The organism is Actinoplanes sp. KI2 (genome assembly GCF_025630775.1).
Classification (GTDB): domain Bacteria; phylum Actinomycetota; class Actinomycetes; order Mycobacteriales; family Micromonosporaceae; genus Actinoplanes.
Window position 1 is genome coordinate 1 of sequence record NZ_JAOSZE010000035.1, and the last position, 20,505, is coordinate 20,505.

Annotated in this window: 22 protein-coding genes and 1 pseudogene; 14 read left to right on the top strand and 9 right to left on the bottom strand. The window is 71.2% G+C overall.

From position 1 onward, the window contains the following. Together ODJ79_RS32300 and ODJ79_RS32305 are read left to right on the top strand one after the other, a co-directional pair. Positions 1–91, top strand: a pseudogene (locus ODJ79_RS32300) (DNA-binding response regulator); the annotation flags it as partial. Between the two features lie 69 nt (positions 92–160). Then, a complete protein-coding gene (locus ODJ79_RS32305) occupies positions 161–868 on the top strand; it encodes a VIT family protein (protein ID WP_263027411.1) in 708 nt (235 codons plus the stop codon). 31 nt (positions 869–899) lie between these two features. Here ODJ79_RS32305 and ODJ79_RS32310 read toward each other — a convergent pair whose 3' ends face one another. After that, positions 900–1,229, bottom strand: coding sequence for a hypothetical protein (locus tag ODJ79_RS32310; RefSeq protein WP_263027412.1), 330 nt, complete (start codon positions 1,227–1,229; stop codon positions 900–902). A 52-nt stretch (positions 1,230–1,281) separates the two neighbouring features. Continuing rightward, complete coding sequence (gene ppdK / locus ODJ79_RS32315; protein WP_263027413.1) at positions 1,282–3,888, bottom strand: pyruvate, phosphate dikinase; 2,607 nt, start codon at positions 3,886–3,888, stop codon at positions 1,282–1,284. Between the two features lie 109 nt (positions 3,889–3,997). Here ppdK and ODJ79_RS32320 point away from each other — a divergent pair, with 109 nt between their 5' ends. From ODJ79_RS32320 to ODJ79_RS32345, 6 genes are all read left to right on the top strand, one after another. After that, positions 3,998–5,041, top strand: coding sequence for an alcohol dehydrogenase catalytic domain-containing protein (locus ODJ79_RS32320; RefSeq protein ID WP_263027414.1), 1,044 nt, complete (start codon positions 3,998–4,000; stop codon positions 5,039–5,041). A gap of 12 nt (positions 5,042–5,053) precedes the next feature. Next, the gene (locus ODJ79_RS32325) at positions 5,054–5,617 is read left to right on the top strand and encodes a pyridoxamine 5'-phosphate oxidase family protein (RefSeq protein WP_263027415.1); all 564 of its coding nucleotides are present in this window, start codon (positions 5,054–5,056) and stop codon (positions 5,615–5,617) included. A gap of 136 nt (positions 5,618–5,753) precedes the next feature. Then, on the top strand, positions 5,754–6,773 hold the full coding sequence (locus ODJ79_RS32330; protein WP_263027416.1) for an ATP-binding cassette domain-containing protein: 1,020 nt from the start codon (positions 5,754–5,756) through the stop codon (positions 6,771–6,773). Continuing rightward, positions 6,770–7,558 (top strand): ABC transporter permease, encoded by a 789-nt coding sequence (locus ODJ79_RS32335; protein WP_263027417.1) that lies wholly within the window; start codon positions 6,770–6,772, stop codon positions 7,556–7,558. Before ODJ79_RS32330 ends, ODJ79_RS32335 begins: the two co-directional genes overlap by 4 nt. Before the next feature lies 1 nt (position 7,559). Continuing rightward, positions 7,560–8,348, top strand: coding sequence for an ABC transporter permease (locus ODJ79_RS32340; RefSeq protein ID WP_263027418.1), 789 nt, complete (start codon positions 7,560–7,562; stop codon positions 8,346–8,348). Positions 8,349–8,406: 58 nt separating this feature from the next. Then, a complete protein-coding gene (locus ODJ79_RS32345) occupies positions 8,407–9,147 on the top strand; it encodes an esterase family protein (RefSeq protein WP_263027419.1) in 741 nt (246 codons plus the stop codon). A 140-nt stretch (positions 9,148–9,287) separates the two neighbouring features. Here the strand turns inward: ODJ79_RS32345 and ODJ79_RS32350 are convergent, their stop codons facing one another. The 6 genes from ODJ79_RS32350 to ODJ79_RS32375 all read right to left on the bottom strand — a co-directional run bounded on the left by ODJ79_RS32350 (position 9,288) and on the right by ODJ79_RS32375 (position 15,356). Further along, positions 9,288–10,127, bottom strand: coding sequence for an alpha/beta hydrolase (locus tag ODJ79_RS32350; RefSeq protein ID WP_263027420.1), 840 nt, complete (start codon positions 10,125–10,127; stop codon positions 9,288–9,290). Positions 10,128–10,176: 49 nt separating this feature from the next. Then, a complete protein-coding gene (locus ODJ79_RS32355; protein ID WP_263027421.1) occupies positions 10,177–10,875 on the bottom strand; it encodes an alpha/beta fold hydrolase in 699 nt (232 codons plus the stop codon). Between the two features lie 8 nt (positions 10,876–10,883). Next, entirely contained in the window at positions 10,884–11,444 is a 561-nt protein-coding gene (locus ODJ79_RS32360; protein WP_263027422.1) for a hypothetical protein, read from the bottom strand. 83 nt (positions 11,445–11,527) lie between these two features. Continuing rightward, the gene (locus ODJ79_RS32365; RefSeq protein WP_263027423.1) at positions 11,528–12,889 is read right to left on the bottom strand and encodes a CoA transferase; all 1,362 of its coding nucleotides are present in this window, start codon (positions 12,887–12,889) and stop codon (positions 11,528–11,530) included. 23 nt (positions 12,890–12,912) lie between these two features. Further along, a complete protein-coding gene (locus tag ODJ79_RS32370; protein WP_263027424.1) occupies positions 12,913–13,512 on the bottom strand; it encodes a hypothetical protein in 600 nt (199 codons plus the stop codon). An 83-nt stretch (positions 13,513–13,595) separates the two neighbouring features. Then, on the bottom strand, positions 13,596–15,356 hold the full coding sequence (locus tag ODJ79_RS32375; RefSeq protein WP_263027425.1) for a TIGR03767 family metallophosphoesterase: 1,761 nt from the start codon (positions 15,354–15,356) through the stop codon (positions 13,596–13,598). A 215-nt stretch (positions 15,357–15,571) separates the two neighbouring features. On the opposite strand from ODJ79_RS32375, the gene ODJ79_RS32380 reads away from it, so the two are divergent. Continuing rightward, a complete protein-coding gene (locus ODJ79_RS32380; RefSeq protein ID WP_263027512.1) occupies positions 15,572–16,366 on the top strand; it encodes a helix-turn-helix domain-containing protein in 795 nt (264 codons plus the stop codon). An 18-nt stretch (positions 16,367–16,384) separates the two neighbouring features. Further along, complete coding sequence (locus ODJ79_RS32385; protein ID WP_263027426.1) at positions 16,385–17,182, top strand: SAM-dependent methyltransferase; 798 nt, start codon at positions 16,385–16,387, stop codon at positions 17,180–17,182. Positions 17,183–17,187: 5 nt separating this feature from the next. Here the strand turns inward: ODJ79_RS32385 and ODJ79_RS32390 are convergent, their stop codons facing one another. Beyond that, positions 17,188–17,394, bottom strand: coding sequence for a DUF397 domain-containing protein (locus ODJ79_RS32390; RefSeq protein ID WP_263027427.1), 207 nt, complete (start codon positions 17,392–17,394; stop codon positions 17,188–17,190). Between the two features lie 321 nt (positions 17,395–17,715). Here ODJ79_RS32390 and ODJ79_RS32395 point away from each other — a divergent pair, with 321 nt between their 5' ends. From ODJ79_RS32395 to ODJ79_RS32410, 4 genes are all read left to right on the top strand, one after another. Next, on the top strand, positions 17,716–18,342 hold the full coding sequence (locus ODJ79_RS32395; RefSeq protein ID WP_263027428.1) for a GGDEF domain-containing protein: 627 nt from the start codon (positions 17,716–17,718) through the stop codon (positions 18,340–18,342). Between the two features lie 129 nt (positions 18,343–18,471). Next, on the top strand, positions 18,472–18,963 hold the full coding sequence (locus ODJ79_RS32400; RefSeq protein WP_263027429.1) for an AAA family ATPase: 492 nt from the start codon (positions 18,472–18,474) through the stop codon (positions 18,961–18,963). After that, on the top strand, positions 18,960–19,112 hold the full coding sequence (locus ODJ79_RS32405; RefSeq protein ID WP_263027430.1) for a hypothetical protein: 153 nt from the start codon (positions 18,960–18,962) through the stop codon (positions 19,110–19,112). Before ODJ79_RS32400 ends, ODJ79_RS32405 begins: the two co-directional genes overlap by 4 nt. A 604-nt stretch (positions 19,113–19,716) precedes the next feature. Beyond that, positions 19,717–20,199 (top strand): hypothetical protein, encoded by a 483-nt coding sequence (locus ODJ79_RS32410; RefSeq protein WP_263027431.1) that lies wholly within the window; start codon positions 19,717–19,719, stop codon positions 20,197–20,199. Positions 20,200–20,505 lie beyond the last annotated feature (306 nt).

Below are 20,505 nucleotides of genomic sequence, written 5' to 3' on the forward strand. Positions count from 1 at the left end.
CTCGAGCCTGCTGGCCAAGCTGGGCCTGGAGCGCCGCACCCAGGCGGCGGTGCTGGCCACCCGCCTGCTCGGCGAGCATCCGCACGGCTGACATCCTTCGTGCCGCACGGCCGGGCATGGGCCAGAATCGGTGCGGGCAGCACTGAGGCGAGGAGCCGCCGTGAGCACGCATCCCGGTGAACCGCACGACGACGCCCTGTCCGGGCGGCTGAACTGGCTGCGGGCCGGGGTGCTGGGCGCCAACGACGGCATCGTGTCGACCGCCGGCCTGGTCGTCGGCGTGGCCGGCGCGACCACCTCGACCGGGCCGATCCTCACCGCCGGTGTCGCGGGGCTGGTCGCCGGCGCGGTGTCGATGGCGCTGGGCGAGTACGTCTCGGTCAGCAGCCAGCGCGACACCGAGCGGGCACTGCTGGAGAAGGAGCGCGGCGAGCTGGCCGACTTCCCCGAGCAGGAGCTGGCGGAGCTCACCGAGCTGTACCGGGCGAAGGGGCTCAGCGAGGCGACCGCCCGGCAGGTGGCCCGGGAGCTGACCGACTCCGATGCCTTCGCGGCGCACGCCGACGTGGAGCTGCACCTCGACCCGGACGAGCTGACCAACCCGTGGCACGCCGCGCTGGCCTCGGCCGTCGCGTTCACCACCGGATCGGTGCTGCCGCTGGTCGCGATCCTGCTGCCGCCGCCGGGCGCCCGGGTCCCGGTCACGTTCGTCGTGGTCGTCGCCGCGCTCGCCGCGACCGGGTATCTAAGCGCCCGGCTCGGCGGTGCCCGGCCCGGCCGCGCGGTGCTGCGGCTGGTGCTGGGCGGCGCCGTCGCCATGGCGGTGACCTACGGCATCGGCGGGCTGGTCGGCACCGCGGTCGGCTGACCTCGCCGCCTCGCCGAGCTGCCGAGCCGCCTCAGCGGCGCACGACCAGGCGGTGGGCGCCGAGCAGGCGCGCCCACCACGGCCGGGGCGAGCCGTCGCGCAGCGGCGGGCAGGCCGAGCGCTTGACGCTCACCCACCCGCCGGGCCCCATCGTGACGGCGCCGATCGCCGGCCGGCGGCGGGCCGTGGCGACCACCGCGGAGGCCGCGATCGCGACCGCGGCCGCCGTGGCCAGGGCGGCGCCGGCCAGCCGGGTGACGTCGACGACCGGGCGGTAGGTCGCCGAGTCCGGCCCGACCAGCCAGGCACCGACCTGGCGGTCACCGTCCATCACCGGCATCACGGTGATTCCGGGGCTCATCGCGTCGCTCCGAGCCGGTATGACGGTGACTTGCGGGTTCATCGCTGCGCTCCTAGCGGCTGTCCGAGCCGGTGGCCCCGGTCAGGGCCGCGCGGCCGGCCTCGAGCCGGGCGATCGGCACCCGGAACGGGGAGCAGGACACGTAGTCCAGCCCGGCGTCGTGGAAGAAGTGCACCGAGGCGGGGTCCCCGCCGTGCTCGCCGCAGACCCCGACGGTCAGGTCCGCTCGGGTGGCGCGGCCGCGCTCGACGGCGATCCGGACCAGTTCGCCGACACCGTCGTTGTCGATCGACTCGAACGGCGATATCGAGAAGATGCCCAGCCCGAGGTAGCGGCCGAAGAACGCACCCTCGACGTCGTCGCGGGAGAAGCCCCAGGTCATCTGGGTCAGGTCGTTGGTGCCGAAGGAGAAGAACTCGGCCGCGCCGGCGATCTGCCCGGCGGTCAGCGCCGCGCGCGGCACCTCGATCATGGTGCCGATCCGGATGGGCGGCGCGCCGGGCACCGATGCCAGGACCGCCTCGGCTTCCGACCGTACGATCTCCAGCTCCTGAACGGCGCCGACCAGCGGCACCATGATCTCCGGCCGTGGGTCGCCGCCCGCGGCGACCCGGGCCGCCGCGGCCTCCGCGACCGCACGCACCTGCATCGCGAACAAACCGGGAACGACCAGGCCCAGCCGCACGCCGCGCAGCCCGAGCATCGGGTTCTGCTCGTGCATCCGGCGCACCGCGGCCAGCAGCACCCCGTCGCGGCCGGGGTCCTCGCCCAGCGCCGTGGCCCGGGCCACCCGCGCGGTCAGCTCCTCCAGCGACGGCAGGAACTCGTGCAGCGGCGGGTCGATCAGCCGCACCGTGACCGGCATCCCGTCCATCGCCGCGAACAGTTCCTCGAAGTCGGCGCGCTGCAACGGCAGCAGCTTGTCCAGCGCGTCCTGGCGCTCGGCGTCGCTGTCGGCGAGGATCAGTCGCTCGACCAGCACCCGCCGGCCGCCGAGAAACATGTGCTCGGTGCGGCACAGCCCGACCCCGGTGGCACCGAACCGCCGGGCGCGGGCCGCGTCGGCGGCGGTGTCCGCGTTGGTGTGCACGCCGAGACGGGCGGCGTGATCGGCGTGGATCATCAGGCGCTCGATCGCGGAGAGCAGCGGGTCGCCGTGCGCGGTCAGCTCGCCCTCGAAGTAGCGGACCACCTTTGACGGGTGCACCGGGACCGTCCCGGGGTAGACGCGCCCGTTGGTGCCGTCGATCGAGATGACGTCGCCGGCGTACAGCGTCCGGCCGCCGACGGTCAGCGTCTCGCCGTCGATCCGCAGCTCCTCGGCGCCGCAGACACAGGTCTTGCCCATGCCGCGGGCCACCACGGCCGCGTGCGAGGTCTTGCCGCCGCGCGCGGTGAGGATGCCCTGAGCGGCGATCATGCCGGGCAGGTCGTCCGGGTTGGTTTCGTTACGGACCAGGATGACCGGGCCCTTCGCGGCGGCCGCCGCGGCGGAGTCGAAGACGATCGCGCCGACCGCGGCGCCCGGCGAGGCGGGCACGCCGGTGGTCAGCGGCGGGGGCGCGGTGGCGTCGTCGAAGCTGGGGAACATCAGTTGGGCGAGCTGCTCGCCGGTGACCCGGTGCAGGGCCTCGTCGAGGGTGATGGTGCCCTCGTCGACCAGCTGCGCGGCGATCACGAAGGCGGCGGCCGGGGTGCGCTTGCCGACCCGGGTCTGCAGCATCCACAGCTTGCCGTTCTCGATGGTGAACTCGATGTCGCACAGGTCGCGGTAGCGCTGCTCGAGCCGCTGCATGATGGACAGCAGCTGCGTGTAGCTGCCCCGGTCGAAGGTGGCCAGCTCGGCCAGGCTCACCGTGTTGCGGATGCCGGCCACGACGTCCTCGCCCTGCGCGTTGCGCAGGTAGTCGCCGTAGCTGCCGCGCCTGCCGGTGGCCGGGTCGCGGGTGAACGCGACCCCGGTGCCGGAGTCCTCGCCCCGGTTGCCGAAGACCATGGCCATCACGTTCACCGCGGTGCCCAGGTCCTGCGGGATGCGCTCCTGCCGGCGGTACAGCACCGCCCGCTCGGAGTTCCACGACCGGAACACCGCGCTGATCGCGAGGAACAGCTGCTCGTGCACGGCCTGCGGGAACTCCCGCCCGGTGTGCGCCTGGAAGACTTTCTTGTACGCGTCGACCAGCTCCCGCGGGTCGTCGCCGCCCTCGAACTCGCCGGCCGGGATGTCGAACACCGTCCGGCCGAACATCTGGATCAGCCGCCGGTAGGAGTCCCAGGCGAACCGCTCGTTGCCGCTCTGCCGCGCCAGGCCGTCCACCGTGGCATCGTTGAGCCCGATGTCGAGGATCGTCTCCATCATCCCGGGCATGGAGAACTTCGCGCCCGAGCGCACCGACAGCAGCAACGGGTCGTGCGGGTCGCCGAACGTGCGGCCGATCCGGGCCTGCATCTGCCGCAGGTGGTGCTCCACCTCGGCGAACAGCCCCGCCGGCATCGACTTCGTGCGCAGGTACTCCCGGCACGCCTCGGTCGTGATCGTGAACCCCGGCGGGACCGGCAGGCCCATCCGGGTCATCTCGGCGAGGTTCGCGCCCTTGCCGCCGAGCAGGTCCTTGAGATCCTTGTTCCCCTCGATGAAGTCGTACACGTACGTGGCCATCACTGCCTCCTCCCTTTGTTAGTAGGCCCGCATGGGTCCCGCCCAGTAGGGCCGCAGGTCCCTAGTGGGCGGGCCACGCGGGGACGACGGTGGAGGAAAGGAGGCCACCATGAAGGCTCTTGTCTACGGTGGGCCCGGCGCTCGTGCCTGGACCGAGATCCCCGACCCCACCATCCGCGACCCGCGGGACGCGATCATCCGGGTCGACGCCGTCACCATCTGCGGCACCGACCTGCACATCCTCGGCGGCGACGTGCCCGAGGTCGAGGCCGGCCGGGTGCTCGGCCACGAGGCGGTCGGCACGGTCGTCGAGGTCGGCAGCGGCGTCGGTGGGCTCGCCCCGGGCGACCGGGTGCTGGCGTCGTGCATCTCGGCGTGCGGCATCTGCCGCTTCTGCCGGGAGGGCGCGTACGGGCAGTGCCTCGGCGGCGGGGGCTGGATCCTCGGCCACCTGGTCGACGGGGTGCAGTCCGAGCTCGCCCGGATCCCGTTCGCCGACCTGTCCACCTACCACCTGCCCGAGCGGATCAGCGACGAGTCCGCCGTGCTGCTCGCCGACATCCTGCCCACCTCGTACGAGGTCGGCGTGCTCAACGGCCGGGTGCGGCCGGGCGACACGGTGGCCGTCGTCGGCGCCGGCCCGATCGGGCTCGCGGCCGTGGCGACCGCGCGGCTCTACTCCCCGGCGCACATCGTGGTCATCGACAAGGCGGAGAGCCGCCTGCAGGCCGCCAAGCTGTTCGGCGCCGACACCACCGTCGTGGCCGGCGTGGAGGACCCGCTCGGGACCGTCCGCGCGCTGACCGGCGGCCTCGGCGCCGACGTGGTGATCGAGGCGGTCGGCACCCCGCAGACGTTCGAGCTGTGCGCCACGCTGGTACGGGCCGGCGGCCATCTGGCCAACGTCGGCGTGCACGGCAAGCCGGCCACGCTGCACCTGGAAGACCTGTGGATCCGCAACGTCACCATCACCACGGGGCTGGTCGACACGTACTCGACGCCGAAGCTGCTCGACATGCTCGTCGCCGGCCAGCTCGACCTCGGCCACATGGTCACGCACCGGTTCGGCCTCGACGACTTCATGCAGGCGTACGACGTCTTCGCCGACCCCACCCACACCGGCGCCCTCAAGGTCGTGCTGTCCCGGGCATGACACCCTGAAGACATGAGCAAGCTTTACGAATCGATCGACGACCGGCTGCGCGCGTTCCTCCTCGAGCAGCCGGTCTTCTTCGTGGCCACCGCGCCGAGCGGCCCCGGCGGGCACGTCAACGTGTCGCCCAAGGGCGGCAGCGGCTGCCTGGCCGTCCTCGACGAGCACCGGGTCGCCTACCTGGACTACACCGGCAGCGGCGCCGAGACCATCGCGCACCTGCGGGAGAACGGCCGGATCACGCTGATGGCCTGCGCCTTCCACGGGCCGCCGAAGATCGTCCGGCTGCACGGGCACGGCCGGGCCGTGCTGCCCGGCGAGGACGGGTTCGCCGAGCTGGTGGCGGCCTTTCCCGGCGAGCCGGCCAGAGGGCTGCGCTCGGTCATCGAGGTGGCCGTCGAGCGGGTCAGCGACTCCTGCGGCTACCAGGTGCCGCTGATGACCTACGACGGCGACCGGGACCTGCTGGTCCGCTGGGCCGACCGGAAGAGCGACGAGGACCTGGCGGAATACCGGAGCACCCGCAACGGGCACAGCATCGACGGGCTGCCGGCCTTCGGCGCCGGTCAGCGGTAGGCCGCGGCCTGCAGCCGGCGTCCACCCGGTGGCTGCCGCGCGATGCGGGCCAGGCCGGTAAATGGATTGCAACCCGGAACCGGTTCCGTAGGGTGATGCTTCTCAATGCCGGCATCCATACGGGGGTTGCTTTCGCATGCCGATCGTCGAGGCTCGTGGCCTCACCAAGGTGTTCCGCCGCCCGGACAAGGGCTCGGGCCTGAAGGGCTCGGTCAAGCACCTGTTCGCCCGCCGGTACACCGACAAGGTCGCGGTGGACCACGTCGACCTGTCCATCGAGGCGGGTGAGGCGGTGGCGTACGTCGGGCCCAACGGCGCCGGCAAATCGACCACCGTCAAGCTGCTCAGCGGCATCCTGGTGCCGACCGCGGGCGAGGTGCGCATCGACGGGTTGCACCCGCAGCACGACCGGACCACCGTGGCGTACCGGATCGGTGTGCTTTTCGGTCAGCGCACCCAGCTCTGGTGGGACCTGCCGGTGTCCGAGTCCCTCGCGGTGCTGCGCGACATCTACGGGATCGACCACGCCACCTACCGCAAGCGGCTGGCCCGTTTCGATGAGGTCCTCGAGCTCGGCGAGATCCTGCCGATCATGGGCCGGAAGCTGTCGCTGGGCCAGCGGATGCGCGCCGACCTGGCCGCGGCGCTGGTGCACGGCCCGCGGGTGGTCTACCTCGACGAGCCGACCATCGGCCTCGACCTGGCCGTCAAGGACCGGGTCCGCGAGTTCTTCCGCGGCATCCGCGACGAGGGCACCACGGTCATGCTGACCAGCCACGACCTCGCCGACATCGAGGGCTTCTGCCGCCGGCTGGTGATCATCGACAAGGGACGGATCATCTTCGACGGCGACCTCGAGGCGGTCAAGGACCGGTTCGCCCGCGAGCGCATCCTGCACGTCGAGACGGCGCAGCCGGTGCCGCTGGAAACCCTGCGGGACTCGCTGCCGGGCGCGGAGGTCACGGCCGAGGAAACCCCGTTGCGGTACGCCGTGCGCTTCGACCGGTTCGCGATGACGGCCGGCCAGGCGGTGACCGCGCTCGCGGCCCTGACCGAGCTGGTCGACTTCCGGGTCGACGAGCCCAGCATCGAGGACGTGATCCGCCGGGTGTACTCGGGCGACCTGGTGCTCGACGAGACGGGCGCGCACCGGTGAACGGTTACCGGGCGCTGGCCCGGGCCACCGCGCGGGCGGCCCTCACGTACCGGTTCAGCCTGCTGCTCGGCATGGGCGCGGTCCTCGTCCAGCTCGTCGCGCTCCTGGCGGTGTGGCACGTGATCCTCGCCGAGGCGCCGGTCAACGGCTTCACCTGGCCGCAGATGCGCGCCTACCTGCTCGTGGCGTTCGCGGCCGGCACCCTGGTGTCGATCCTCGGCGACTTCCGGATGGCCTTCCGCATCCTCGACGGCGACGTCGCGCTCGACCTGGTCAAGCCGATCGACTACCAGAAGGCGCGGCTCGCCGAGTCGATCGGCGGGCTCTGGATCGAGCTGCTGCTGATCGGCGCCGTGGTCGGTGTCGCGCTGGCGCTCACCGGCGGCGGCGTGGACACCCCGGCCGGGCCGGCGCTGGCCCTGTTCGCGGTCAGCATGCTGCTGCTCGTACCGCTGAAGTTCCTGATCGTGTACGTGAGCACCCTGGCCTGCTTCTGGACCCAGAACTACATGGGCGTGCAGTGGGCGCGGCTGGCCGTGGTGAACCTGCTCTCCGGCGCGCTCATCCCGCTGGTGTACCTGCCGCACTGGCTCGCCACCCTCGCGCAGTGGTCGCCGTTCGCCGGGCTCACCTCGACCCCCGCGCTGATCTTCCTGGGTCGCGTCGGCGTACGGGATGGGTTGGTTCTGGTCGGAGTCCAGCTCGCGTGGGTGCTCGTGCTGTGGTTCGGCGCCCGCCTGGTGTGGCGGAAAGCGCTGCGCCGGCTCACCGTGAACGGAGGCTGAGATGCGTACGGTACGTCTCTACCGGCGGCTGCTCGGCGCCCACTTCCGGTCGCTTCTGGAGTACGAGGCCGATTTCCTGATCCTGGCCGCGGCCACGGTGCTGATCCAGGTGGTCAACATCGTCTTCCTGTCGGCGCTGTTCGCGAAGGTCCCGGTGATCAACGGCTGGACGTTCTGGTCGGTGCTGACCATGTTCGGCGCGGTGGCGCTGGCCGAGGGCGTCGGCTCGCTGTTCTTCGACGGCATGTGGAGCCTGGCCTGGCAGATCAACCGCGGCGAGCTGGACTACTGCCTGGTCCGGCCCTACCCCGTGGTGTTGCAGTCGAGCAGTGCCCAGATCGGCATCAACGGGCTCAGCAACATCGTCACCGGCGGCCTGATGATCGGCGCGGGTCTCGCCCACTCGGACATCGAGTGGACGCCCTGGCTCGCGGTGCTCGGCGTGCTGCTGCTGATCAGCTCGGTGGTCATCAAGGTCGCGATCAACCTGGCCACCAACTCGGCGTGCTTCTGGCTGTCCAGCCCCAGCCCGATGTTCGCCTTCGCCCTGCACCAGGTGGGCGACCTGGCCCGGTTCCCGCTGTCGATCTACCCGTTCGCGCTCAAGGCGGTGCTCGGCCTGGTGCTGCCGTTCGCCTTCGTCAGCTTCTTCCCGATCGCGTACCTGCTGGACACCGGGTCGTCGCCGTGGGTCGGCCTGCTGACGCCGCTGGCGGCCGCGTGGTGCGCCGTGGTCGCGGCGTTCATCTTCAAGCGCGGCCTGCGCCGCTACGAGAGCGCCGGGAATTAGGGTCTGTCCTGCCGCTCCCTCGTGAGCGGCAAGACAGACTCTGGGGCACGATGACGGCATGCGGCACTACATGGCTGACCTCGAGTCGCCGGCCGGGGCCTGGGGCAAACTGGCCGCCTACGGGCACTACGGCCGGCCGGTGCTGGTGTTCCCCTCCGAGGGCGGGTACGCGGGCGAGTTCGCCGACCGCGGCATGGTGTCGGCGGTCGAGGACCTGATCGACGCGGGCCGGGTCAAGCTCTACTGCGCCGGCTCGTTCGACGGCGGCACCTGGTCGGCCGCCGACCTCCCGCTCGAGGAGCGCGCCCGGCGGCACGGCGCGTACGAGTCATGGGTCCTCGACGCCGTGGTGCCGCACATCCGGGCCGACACCGGCGACGCCGCCGAGATCGTCACGGCCGGGTGCTCGCTGGGCGCGTTCCACGCCCTCAACTTCGCCTTCAAGCGGGCCGACCTGTTCCCGCTGGCGCTCTGCTTCTCCGGCAACTACGACCCGACCACCTGGCGCGGCTGGGGCGAGCCCGGCGACGCGGTCTACTTCAACAACCCGATGGCGTACGTGGCCAACCTGCACGGCGACCACCTGGACTGGCTGCGCTCCCGGCTCTCGATCCTGCTCGTCTGCGGCCAGGGCCAGTGGGAGGACACCACCGGCTCGCTGGACTCGACCCGGCGGATGGCAGGACTGCTGGCCGCCAAGGGCGTACGGCACGAACTGGATCTCTGGGGTTACGACGTGCCGCACGACTGGCCGTCCTGGCGCGCCCAGCTGGCCCACCACCTGCCCCGCTTCTGCTGAGACGGCTCCTGGGCCGGCGTCGCGCGCCGACGTTCTCGGCGACGCCGGCCCGGTGCCGGTCCTCCGGGCGATCGCTGCGGACCAGCCGTTCCACCTCGGTGGGGTCGAGCACGTCCGGCTCCTCCTGGTGCGGCTCTTGCCTATCCGGACAATGGACCGGCCAGCTCGGCGATCGCGTCGATGAGCTGGGCGCCGTTGAGCAGGGACGCGTCGTTGTGGTCGGCGCCGTGGACCGCTACGACCCGCACCGGTCCCGCGGCCCGGCCGGCGACCTCCAGGCTCTGCTGCGGGGGCACGATCGAGTCGGCCGTGCCGTAAACGATGAGCGTCGGCGCCGCGACCCGCGCGATCTCCTCGGCCACCGGGAAGCGGTCGCGTGCCAGGAGGCGCACCGGCAGGAACGGATAGTGCCGGCGGCCCGCCGCGGGCAGGTCGGTGAACGGTGAGCGCAGGATCAGGCCGGCCGGCGGGTGTTTCGCGGCCAGCGCGGTCACCACCGCCGCGCCGAGGCTCTCGCCGTAGTACAGCAGCCGTTCGACCGGTATGCCGGCCTGCTCGACGAGGTACGTCCGCGCCGCTTCGATGTCGCGGGCCAGTCCTTCCTCGCTCGGGCTGCCGGGGTTGCCGCCGTAGCCGCGGTAGTCGACCAGCAGCACGGTGAGGCCGCGCCCGGCCAGGGCGGTGGCGAGCGGAACCCGGGCCAGCCGGTTGCCGGCGTTGCCCGGCGCGAGCAGCACCGCCAACCGGCGTCCGGCGGTCCCCGGTGGCGGCTCGACCAGCCAGGCGGTCAGGCGTAACCCGTCGGTGGTGCGGAGGGTGACGTCGCGCGCCCCGGGAATGACCCGGGCCGCAGCCGGCGGCGTCGACCGGTCCGGGAAGTAGATGAGCCGCCGCTGCAGCAGCCAGGCTGCCGCGACGACCAGCGCCCACAGCAGGACCACGGCGAGCGCGACGCGCAGGAGGGTCGACACCCTGGACATCGTCCCATTGTCGGACCGCCCGGCACCGGCCCGCCAAGTCGGCCGATGCCTACGAAGCTGTGCAGGCGTTCGTGACGGTGCTGGTCCACACCTGCGGGTGGGTGAACCAGAAGTCGTGCGGAACGTCCGGCACGGTCGAGAACCGCCCGCGTGGAAGCAGCGCGGCGACCTGGGCCAGTGGCCACGACGGGCGAATGTCGTCACCGGCGGCCAGGAAATGCATCGGTACGCCGCAGGCGGCCAGCTCGCGCCACAGATTCGGTCGATGAATCCACTCGGTGAACGAGTCGCTGAGAGCCGCATGCACCGCAGGCACCCATTCGATCTCGACAGCGGGCTCTGCGGCCTTACCTTTCTCGTACGCCTCGGACCACGTCCGGTCACGCTGCGGACCTCTGCCGGCGACGCCGACCACCGCTGTCACCGCCTCCGGATGTTCGACCGCATAGCGCACACCCAGGTCACACCCCCACGAATGGCCCACCACGATCCACGTACCGACACCGACCGCCGCGCGAATGCCTTCGAGGTCGGCGATCGCCTCTGCCATGGTGTGCGGGCCGCCGCCGGACCGGCCGACGCCACGCGGCTCCGGATACCAGGCGCGATGGTTGCGCGGCGCAATGGCGTCCCGCTCCAGATACTGCACACAGCCGGGACCACCGCTCAGGACGACTACGTCAGGACCATGGCCCGTCACTCCAACGTGCAACGCCGTAGCGCCTACCTGGATCGTCCGCGACTCCATGCCCCCGATTATTCGCAGGGTTCGAAGGCGTCGGTGATGTAGGTGATTCGGCCCGTGCCGTCCTGGCGGTCGCCGGCCCACATCATTCGAGCCGCGCGCGGGGTCGTGATCCAGTACATCTGGAAGACGTCGTCCCAGTGTGCGGTGGCGCCGGGGATGGTGCGCATCGCGTCGCGTACGGTCGTCGAGGTTGTTATCCGATATGGCAGGCGCAGGCCTGGTGGAACGTTTCCGCTGCTGACGGTCCAGCCGACGAGGCGGCCGGCGCCCCCGGTGGGTGCCAAGGTCACCGTCAACGCTCCCCAGACAAGGAAGCGGCGCGGTTCCGCTGACGGGCCGGCGAGCTCGCACCCCTTGCTGTTCTGGGCCTTGTCCGGTGGGCCCAGGACCTGGCGCAGCATCTTCTCCGCGGCGGTGGCCGAGCCGCCGACCCGGACGCGGCCGACCGCTGTCGGGGTCAGGTCCAGGCCCTGGATCACCGAGCTGCTCGCCGCTTTCGCTTCGGCGCCGGCCGGGACGAAGGCCGCCATCAGCGCGCCGGTCAAGATCCAGTGGGTGGTCCGTCTCACCGGCTCATGGTAGGAGACGGTCACCCTGCGCTTAGCCTTGTTCGAGAAAGGCGATCAGGTCTACCGTCCGTTTTCCCGGGTCCTCAGCTCCAACCGGGCCGCGCTCGCAGGTAGGCGGGTGGCAGGTGCGGCCAGCTCAGCGGGCGGCCGTCGAGTTGACCCGGTGGGCTGATCCCGCTCCACCCGTTCCCCAGCGCTGTCCGGTAGGCGTCGGCCTGGCGCGCCGCGTCCTCGCCCGTGCTCCGCCCGGCCGGCTTGCTGCCTTGGTCGAGCAGCCACCGTGCCGTCCTGGCGAGGGATAGCGAGACGTGCGCGGCCTCGCCGGTGCGCGCCCGCCGAGCCAGCCCGGCCAAGGCGCCGGCGGCGATGAGGTAGCCGGTGGCGTGGTCGAGCAACTGACAGGGAAGGGTGCCGGGCTGGATGCCGTCGGTGCTGGTGGCCCAGCCGATGCCGGTGGCGACCTGCACCAGGCTGTCGAACCCCCGTCGTGTCCCCCAGATCCCGGCCGTTCCCCAGGCCGAGAGGGTCACGACGACGGTGCCGGGGTGCCGGTCCGCTACCTGGTCGGGATCCAGGCCGAGACGACGCAGCGCTCCGGGCCGGTAGCCGGTGACGAGAACGTCGGCTTGATCCAGGAGGCGATGCAGGGCTTCCCGGCCGTGCGCCGTGCCGGCATCCAGGCCGCAGCTTGCCTTGCCGATTACTCCGTCGACGGCATGCAGCGGCAACTCCGGACGACGCGGAGCATCGACCCGGAGCACGTCGGCGCCGAGCGCGCCCAACATGCGGGTGCCGACGGGGCCGGCGATGACCCGGGTCAGATCAAGTACCTTCAACCCGGACGCGGGAAGCCGGCCCGGTTCGGCCAGTGGCAGCGAGCCACGACTGAGCGGCGCCACGCTCACCAGCGGCGGCTTCCCGCCGGCTGCCTGCCACTCGGCCTGCGTACGGGCCGCCACGGCCAGCCCGCCCCCGGCGTACACGACCCGCTCGACCTCCAACGCCGGCCGCGCGGCAATGACGTTTGCCAGCGCCGCCCGAACCGTGGTGTCGCTGCCGTCGGGTACACCGAGGGACGCCAGCAGAGCCTTCCGATGCCACGGATAGTTCGCATGGGTACGCACCCAGCCATCCGCAGCCCGCCACAGCCGGGACAGCGGTGCGAAGCCGTCGATGCCCCGCCCGTCCGCGTCGCGAAGCCAGACCTCGCTGCGCATCGCCGCCGCCACGTGTGCCGTGTCGAGCGCGATGTCGGGCCGCCGACCGGCGCGCGCCGAAGCCAGATCGGCGGCGGCAGCGAGGCAGGCGGCCACGGACACGATCGCACAGTCAGCGACGGCGAGCGGCGACGCCAGCACGGCCGGCTGCGGGTCTCCGGCCAGCCGGGGTCCCGCGACGTCCGTCAACCCCAGGTCTGCCAGCACGCTGTCCAACAGAGGCACCATGTAGGCATCTTGCCCCGTGCGGGTCAGCGCGCGACGTCGATGTAGATGCGGTTGCTCAGCTCGCCGATGTGGTAGTTGTGGACGCCGTTCACGCCCAGCGCGATCGAGACGTAACCCTCGTAGTCGCCGGCGACGGCGTAGGCCTCGACGCCGGCCAGGCCGGTGCGGTGCGTCCCGCTGACCGTCGCGGTGCCGTCGTCCCGATGCGCCTGCGCCGGGTTCAGCACGATCAGCAGAAAGGCCTTGCCCGGCAACGACACCGGCTCGCCGGAGCCGTCGCTGCGGACCTCCGGCACGTACTTGGCCGAGTAGCCGGGAAGGGGACCGGGGATGTCCAGCACGACCCGGTCGAAGCCCGGGTGCGCGGCGTACCGGATCCCGCTGAGCACCGGAACCGGCGGAACCGGTGGCTCGTGCCGCACCGTGACGGGGGTCGTCGCCCACCCGGTCGGCGCGGTGGTCGTGGCGGTGATCTGCCGGGCTTCGGTCACGGGCGGCGTGGCGGCGGCGGAGGCCGGTGGCGTGCCGGTCGGAGCCGGGGTGGCGGTCCGAGCCGGGCCGCCGGCGCAACCGCCGGCGACGGTGAGTGTGGCGAGGACGATGAGTGCGCTGATTCCCTTCATGGCCGTTGCCTCCGTCGAATCCGCAAGGTGAGAACAGGTTAGGAACTCCTGGTCGGGTTGTGCTCCCGGATTCGTGCCGCGGTTCAGTGCGGGACGGCGAAGGGGGCCGGGATCACCAGTTCCACGTTGCGGTCGGTGAGGGCACCGCGGCGGCCGTCGACGCCCGGGACCGGGCGGGATCGGGACTGCCAGTCGTTACCGGCCAGCTCGCGGGAGAACGAGGCGAGCCCGAGCGGCTCGGTGGTCGGCCAGGCGTACGCCGGGGGAGCGGCGGTGTCGACGACCGTGCCGAAGACCGACAGGGTGCCGTCGCCGTTGTCCGCCACCTCGACCAGCCGGGCCTGCTGGGGCCAGTCGATCAGCGAGGCCGTGGTGATCTCGAAGAATCCGCCCGGCACCGCGGAGCCGGGCGGCCGGGTGTGCGCGGTGATGCCGTTGACGTGGGTGTGCCCGTTCACCCAGAGGATCGCGTTGGGAAAGCGCAACAGCAGATCCCGTACGGTGTGACCGAGCACCCGGCCGGCGTCGGGCGGGGCGAGCCAGTTGTCCATGGTGGCCGCCGTGTGATGGCTGAACAGCACGAAGAGCCGGTCGGCGCCGGTCTGCCGGACGACCTTGCCGGCGGTGTCGAGGTATTGCCGGCTACCCGCGGTCAGCTCCGTCTCGAGCCAGGCGAACTGCTTGCGGTCGAGCGAGCCGTTGGGGCCGCCGTAGCCGTTGACGGTGTCCAGCACCAGGCAGCGCACCACGCCGGCGTCGAAGGCGTAGTAGGCGGTCCCGGCCGAGAGGTTCGCCTCGGTGAAGCCGTGCCCGGCCGGGGCGCCGTGCGTGGTGAAGTGCTCCCGCACGACGTCGGTGCGGGAGACGAAGCGGCGCGCCGGATCGGGGGTGACGTCGCGGACCACCGCGCCCTCGACGTGCCGGAGGGCCGTCGCGTTGCCGCGCAGGAAGTCGTCCGCGAGCCGGGCGATGTCGACCCCGCCGGGCAGCTCGACGATCTTGTCGTCGCCGGTGGCCAGCGCGCTCGCGTCCGGCACCCGGGGGATGTTGCCCTGGATCAGCGCGTCGTGGTTTCCGTAGCAGGCGTACCACGGCATGGTGAGCCCGGCCGCGGTCAGCTCCGCGCGGGCGGCGTCGAGCAGGCCGGGCGCCGTGGGAAAGCCCCAGCGGGCCCGGGGCTGGTCGTCGGTCTGGCCGGCGGGCGTGCCGTCCGGGTGCCAGTAGTGCGTGTCGTAGTGCACCAGGTCGGCGACGCCCTCCCACCTGGTCACGTCGCCCGAGTCGGGCCGGACCGGGCCGCCGTCCAGGACGTCGATGTACCAGCGCAGCTCGTTGTGCTGGCAGTTGTCGCAGCTGTCGCCGGTCACCACCGCGAACGCCGGTCGCCCGCCGAGGGCCGGCCCGGCCAGCTCGTTGACCGCCCGCACGGCCGCGTCGGCGACCTGCACGCTCAGCATCTCCTGCGGCCGGTAGGCGCCGCTGATCCGGTTGAACCCGCCGAAGAGCGAGCCCGGATCGGCGTACCGGTCGAGATACTCCACTCGCGCGGGTGACTGCGCGTCGACGATGTGAATGTCGGTGAGGTGCACGAACGCCACGATCGGCGTCCGCGGCCCGGCCGGCTGCGCGGCGCCGGGCGCGAGGTCGAGCCGCCGGAGGTAGGGCTCGCCGGCACCGGGCTCGATCGGGCGGTACCCGCCGCGGCCGGCCGCGCCCAGCAGCAGGGTCTGTGCCAGCGTCGTGCCGGCCGGGGCGGCGGGCCGCAGCGCGCTCTGCCCGGGTAACGGCACGGGGCTGGGTGCGGCGTGGTGAAACAGGCCGACAATCCACCGCCAGAGCTTCATCCCCGCAGGTTATCGACCGTCCAACATGGTGACCATCACGCGGTCGGCTGGACTCGACCGGTCGGCGGGGGTGCGCCGGCAAACCAACTCGGACCGTGTTTGCGCGTGCACTTTCGGTCTCGCGGATCTCGGCGGTATGGTGTGGTCAATTTTGCCCGCCTGGTCTCGCGGCCGCGTACGGAGGAGAGAACGTGCCGGTCACCGGTCAGCGTGTGGTGCGCCGGGCCCTGGGGCGCAGGCTCACTCGGCTGCGGACGGCGGCGGGCATGAGCAGACGCGAGGTCGCGGAGGCCAAGCTCGGCGTCTCCGAACCGACCCTGCACCGGATCGAGACCGGCAAGGTCCCGGTCACGGTCGCGAACGTCCGCGCCCTCTGCTGGCTGTACGGGGTGGACGAGAGTGTCGCCAACGCCCTGTCCGACCTCGCACTGGGCACGTCCCAGGAGGAGTGGTGGGACGTGAACCCGGCGATCCCGGACTGGTTCAAGCTCTACGTCGGGCTCGAGGCGAGCGCGTGCGCGATCAGCACGTACGAGGGTGAGGTCGTCCCCGGCGAACTGCAGACCGAGCAGTACACCCGGGCCATCTACAGTGCCGAGCAGTCCCTGGAGGCGGAGACCGAGCGGCACGTGAACCTGCGGATGCAACGCCAGGCCGCGATGGCGGCCCGGCAGCCCAAGCCGCGTCTGGTCACCGTGCTCGGCGAGGGCGTGCTGACCCGGCAGGTCGGCGGTCCCGAGGTGCTCGCCGCGCAGATCGAGCACCTGCGCCGGGCCGCGCGGCTCAAGAACGTCGAGATCCGGGTGCTGCCGTGGTCGGCCGGCGCGCACGCCGCGATGGCCGGCGCATTCCGGATCATGGACTTCGAGGACGCCGAGGATCCCGACGTGGTCTATCTGGAGTCGCACGTCGGTGCGCTGTACCTGGAGGAACCGGCGGAGGTGCGGGAGTACCGGCGCATCTTCGACCTGATCTGCGCGGCCTCCGTGCCGATCGCGGATTTTCACTGAACGGGGGCATGGACCGGCATGACGGAATTCGCGGCCCGATCGACTCGTAAGGCGGCCACTGCCGCGCGGATGTACGACTACTACCTCGGCGGCATGCACAACTTCCCGGCCGACCGGGAGGCCGCGGACGCGGTCATCGAGCGCTTCCCGTTCGTTCCCGGGGCCGCCCGGGCCAACCGCGCGTTCGTCGTGAACGCGGTGCGCCGCCTGTCCGAGTCCGGGATCCGGCAGTTCCTCGACATCGGCTCGGGACTTCCCACCGTGGACAACGTGCACTCGGTCGCCCGCCGGATCCACCCGGACACCCGGGTCGCCTACGTCGACCTCGACCCGGTGGCGGTCGCCGAGAGCCTCGACATCCTGGACGGCGACGGACTGGCCGTGGCGGTGCTCGGCGACGTGCAGCGGCCACAGTCCATCGTCGACCACCCCGAGGTCCGCCGGCTGCTCGATTTCGACCGGCCGATCGGCGTGATCCTGGCGGCCGTGCTGCACTTCGTCCCGGAGCATCGGGTCGCGGACGAGGCGGTGGCCACGCTGATCGCATCCGTGGTCGCGGGCAGCTACTTCGTCATGTCGCACACCGCCACCGAGAGCTTCGAGCTGTTCACCGCCACCGAGGACGTCTACCAGCGACGGACCTCGACGCCGGGCACGATACGGACCCACGCGGAGGTCGAGCGGCTGTTCACCGGGCTCGAGGTGCTCGATCCCGGGGTGGTATGGGCGCAGGAGTGGCGGTCCGGCGCCGTCGGCGAACGGGTCGAGAGCCCGGGGGCCGGCGGTGTGTGGGCCGGCGTGGGCCGCAAGCCCTGACGTCGTCAGCCGGACAGCAGCCGGTCGAATTCGCCCTTCTTTGCACCGTCCAGGAACGAGTCCCACTCCTCGACGGTGAAGTGCACCGTGCTCGCCTCGGGCCGCTTGCTGTTGCGCACCTCGATCACACCGGCGTGCCGCCGTACCTCCACGCAACTACCGCCGTTGCCGGTGGACCGGCTCGACATGATCCATTCGCTGTCCCCGTGCATGGCACTGCTCCTTCTTCAAATGATGTGTACCGATGGCCCCTGCGGGCTGAGCAGCAGCTATCGCCGGTGATCACTCTTGGTAATGGGGCGGCGCCACTTAGTCCCCCGACATTGGGACATACCGCGCAAATACCGGCTTAAAATCCCCGTTCTTCTTTCGTCATGAAATCTTGTGTACCGAGCGTAGGCGATGGCACGGCGTCGCAGCGAGAGGTCAGACCGAACTTCTGCACGATGAAATCTTGCACCGTGGAAGTTTGACAGGGGATGATGACCACCGTGTCGGCCGGTGACCGTCCGCTGTGGTCAGAGGGGGCATCCATGGACATCCTCCGTCGCGCCGACCGCCTGGCGGCGGCGGCGCCCGACGGCGAGGATTCTGCCGGTGCCGAGCTGGAGCGGCTGCGGGCGCAGGTTGCGGTGCTGGAGTCGGAGCGCGCCGCCCTCTGGTGGGCCATCCATCACGACGAGCTCACCGGCCTGGCCAACCGCCGGCTGCTCAACACGGTCGGACCGGCTCTGCTCCGGGAGGCCACCCGGTACGCCGTGGTGGTGCTCGACCTCAACGGATTCAAGCCGGTCAACGACCACTTCGGGCACGCCGTCGGCGACGAGGTGCTGTGCACGGTCGGCCGCCGGCTGTCCGGCTGCCTGGTCGGCGACCTCGCGGTCCGTCTCAGCGGCGACGAGTTCGCGGCGGTGCTCACCGAGTCGTCGCTCGGCGGCGCCCACCACGACTTCTCGGCCCTGGTCGGCGCGATCTGGCAGGCGGTGGCCCAGCCCATGAACATCGGCGGCAACCGGCTCGCCGTCACCGCGTCGATCGGCGTCACCACGGGCACCCGCGAGCCGGCGACGATGACCGAGCTGATCCGCCGCGCCGACCTGGCGATGTACCACGCCAAGAGCAACCGCCACTGCTCGTACATCGCCTGGGACCAGCTGTAGTCGCGAGCCCGGCGGAGTTGTCCAGAACCACTCCACCGCCGGGCCGGTGGCTGGTAGACGTGGGACGGGCCAGAACCCGGCCACGTCACCACCACCTTGACCATGCAGGCGGCGAGAGGAGAAGCCGGGATGCTGGGGTCGCCTCGGCGCCGGACGCTGATCGTCACCCGGGGCCTGCCCGGGGCCGGGAAGACCACCCGGGCCCTCCGCTGGGTCGCCGAGGACCCGGAGCACCGCGCCCGGGTGGGCACCGACCAGATCGCCGCCATGCTGCACCCGCACGTGCTGACCGGCGGCGCCGCGTACCCGTTGCCCTATGCCAAGCGGGAGCAGTTGGTGGTGAACGCCGCGATCGAGGCGCTGTTGCGGTCCGGGATCGACGTGGTGTGCGACGACCTCTTCCTGCAGGCCCGCTACCTCGACGAGATACGCGAGCTGGCCGAGCGGTGCGGCGCCGACCTGGTGATCTGGGACATGACCGACGTCGACGTCGAGGAGTGCATCGCCCGCGACGAGCAGCGGGGGAGGGCCGGCGGCCGGCGGATCGGCGAGCAGATCATCCGATCACAGCATCAGCTGTACCGCCGCCACCACGCGGCCCCCGCGTGCGAGGACAGATGACCAAGCCCACCGACGACCGTCTCCCGCTGCCGGTCTGGGTGATCGCTGCGGTGTTCGTCGTCGTCGAAGTCGCGCTCAGTGCCGGCTCCGGCTTCCGACAGGACGAGCTCTCCTTCGTTCAGGCCGGCCGCCACCTGGCGTTCGGCTAAGTCGACCAACCGCCGATCGCCCCGCTCCCGGCCCGCCTGTCCACCGCGGTCGGCAGCGGTGCGGGCGCTGCCCGCCCAGGAAGGCGGCGCAATCATCGTGCTGGCCGCCCGGCAGGCCGTGATCCTCGGCGCCGGCCGCATCGGCCGCATCCTGGCCCGCCGCCCTTAAGCGCACCGTAGAGCGCCGCCACGCCAGCCGCGATCCGCAGTAATTGGAACGCGGCTTCACCCGCAGCCTGCCAACTCAGCCGTTTTCCGGCCGACCGGCAGTCCTTCGGTTCGCCGTCCACCACATCTGGCCCTTCCTCCCAGAGCATGGTCGTCTCCGGGCGCCCAGGAGACGGGTGCCCCAAGCGGATCGGGTGGGAGGTGGACGTCATGCCAATTAGGGTACGGATGGCGAGTGGCTCGCTACCGTGAGTGAATACGCGAAACCTTTGGTTGGTGGCCTGGCCGAGGTCGACCCGAAATCCCGCCGCGGGTTGACTGCAGCATCAGCGCCGGCCAAACCCGAGCACGACGCCCGTCATCGGTCATGCCGCGAGCTACGGCGGCTCGATCATGGAAGCCCGGATGATTCGTGCTGGCCTGCCACCATGACGGCATGGCAGATTTCTGGGGCTCGATCATCGGCGCGCTTCTCGGTGGCGCCGTTGCGATCCTGGCAGGACTTTTGGGCGCTCGGTGGAGCGCCCGGTACGCGGCACTTCACCTGCGCGCCGCCCAGATGCACGACACCCTCGTCATGCTCTACGCCGACGTGTACGCCGACATCGCCAAGTCCGAGCAGGAGATTCTCCACCTGACCGAGCCCATGATGAAAATGCACGGTACAGGTCCCGACCGTGCAGCCATCGGCGGTCGAATCCTGATGCTCAGCCCAAAGTCCGTCCAAACCGCCTGGGCGGCTTACCTGGCGGATTTCGACTACCTACGCGCGTACGTCCATGGTGCGACCAACTTTGCGCACGGAGGCCTGCTCGACGCGGACGACAAGCAGATCGTCGGCTGCGAAGAGACGATCGCCGCGCTCAAACAGGCGGTCCAAGAACACCTCGCGGCGCAAACGTCCGCGTCAGCCCACTGACATCAACCTGTCGGCGACCACATGACGTCACGATGGCCCGATGCCGATCTTGAGGTTCAAGGACAAGCTCTCAGCCGTAGCCCAGGTAACGGGTGCCTCGCGCGACCGGCATCGCCGAACCCAGCGGCTCGCCGCAACGGAGGAGCAGCGCCCTGCTTGATCCGGGGCCTGCCCTCTTCGCAATGACTCACCGTGATGGGATTCGTCGGGCAAACCGAGCACTCGCACCAGATGAATACGCGAGCCTGCCAGTCATCAGATGATTACGCACTGGTTGGCACGCGCTTCGACCAGGTGTCTTCTGAG

Excerpts from the sequence above, each read along its gene's own strand:
- ODJ79_RS32390 (WP_263027427.1), bottom strand. The coding sequence starts at position 17,394 with ATGCACGGGGACAGCGAATGGATCATGTCGAGCCGGTCCACCGGCAAC.
- ODJ79_RS32355 (WP_263027421.1), bottom strand. The coding sequence starts at position 10,875 with ATGGAGTCGCGGACGATCCAGGTAGGCGCTACGGCGTTGCACGTTGGA.
- ODJ79_RS32330 (WP_263027416.1), top strand. The coding sequence starts at position 5,754 with ATGCCGATCGTCGAGGCTCGTGGCCTCACCAAGGTGTTCCGCCGCCCG.
- ODJ79_RS32320 (WP_263027414.1), top strand. The coding sequence starts at position 3,998 with ATGAAGGCTCTTGTCTACGGTGGGCCCGGCGCTCGTGCCTGGACCGAG.
- ODJ79_RS32325 (WP_263027415.1), top strand. The coding sequence starts at position 5,054 with ATGAGCAAGCTTTACGAATCGATCGACGACCGGCTGCGCGCGTTCCTC.
- ODJ79_RS32365 (WP_263027423.1), bottom strand. The coding sequence starts at position 12,889 with ATGGTGCCTCTGTTGGACAGCGTGCTGGCAGACCTGGGGTTGACGGAC.
- ODJ79_RS32310 (WP_263027412.1), bottom strand. The coding sequence starts at position 1,229 with ATGAGCCCCGGAATCACCGTGATGCCGGTGATGGACGGTGACCGCCAG.
- ODJ79_RS32395 (WP_263027428.1), top strand. The coding sequence starts at position 17,716 with ATGGACATCCTCCGTCGCGCCGACCGCCTGGCGGCGGCGGCGCCCGAC.
- ODJ79_RS32350 (WP_263027420.1), bottom strand. The coding sequence starts at position 10,127 with ATGTCCAGGGTGTCGACCCTCCTGCGCGTCGCGCTCGCCGTGGTCCTG.
- ppdK (WP_263027413.1), bottom strand. The coding sequence starts at position 3,888 with ATGGCCACGTACGTGTACGACTTCATCGAGGGGAACAAGGATCTCAAG.
- ODJ79_RS32410 (WP_263027431.1), top strand. The coding sequence starts at position 19,717 with ATGGCAGATTTCTGGGGCTCGATCATCGGCGCGCTTCTCGGTGGCGCC.
- ODJ79_RS32345 (WP_263027419.1), top strand. The coding sequence starts at position 8,407 with ATGCGGCACTACATGGCTGACCTCGAGTCGCCGGCCGGGGCCTGGGGC.
- ODJ79_RS32375 (WP_263027425.1), bottom strand. The coding sequence starts at position 15,356 with ATGAAGCTCTGGCGGTGGATTGTCGGCCTGTTTCACCACGCCGCACCC.
- ODJ79_RS32340 (WP_263027418.1), top strand. The coding sequence starts at position 7,560 with ATGCGTACGGTACGTCTCTACCGGCGGCTGCTCGGCGCCCACTTCCGG.
- ODJ79_RS32405 (WP_263027430.1), top strand. The coding sequence starts at position 18,960 with ATGACCAAGCCCACCGACGACCGTCTCCCGCTGCCGGTCTGGGTGATC.
- ODJ79_RS32385 (WP_263027426.1), top strand. The coding sequence starts at position 16,385 with ATGACGGAATTCGCGGCCCGATCGACTCGTAAGGCGGCCACTGCCGCG.
- ODJ79_RS32370 (WP_263027424.1), bottom strand. The coding sequence starts at position 13,512 with ATGAAGGGAATCAGCGCACTCATCGTCCTCGCCACACTCACCGTCGCC.
- ODJ79_RS32400 (WP_263027429.1), top strand. The coding sequence starts at position 18,472 with ATGCTGGGGTCGCCTCGGCGCCGGACGCTGATCGTCACCCGGGGCCTG.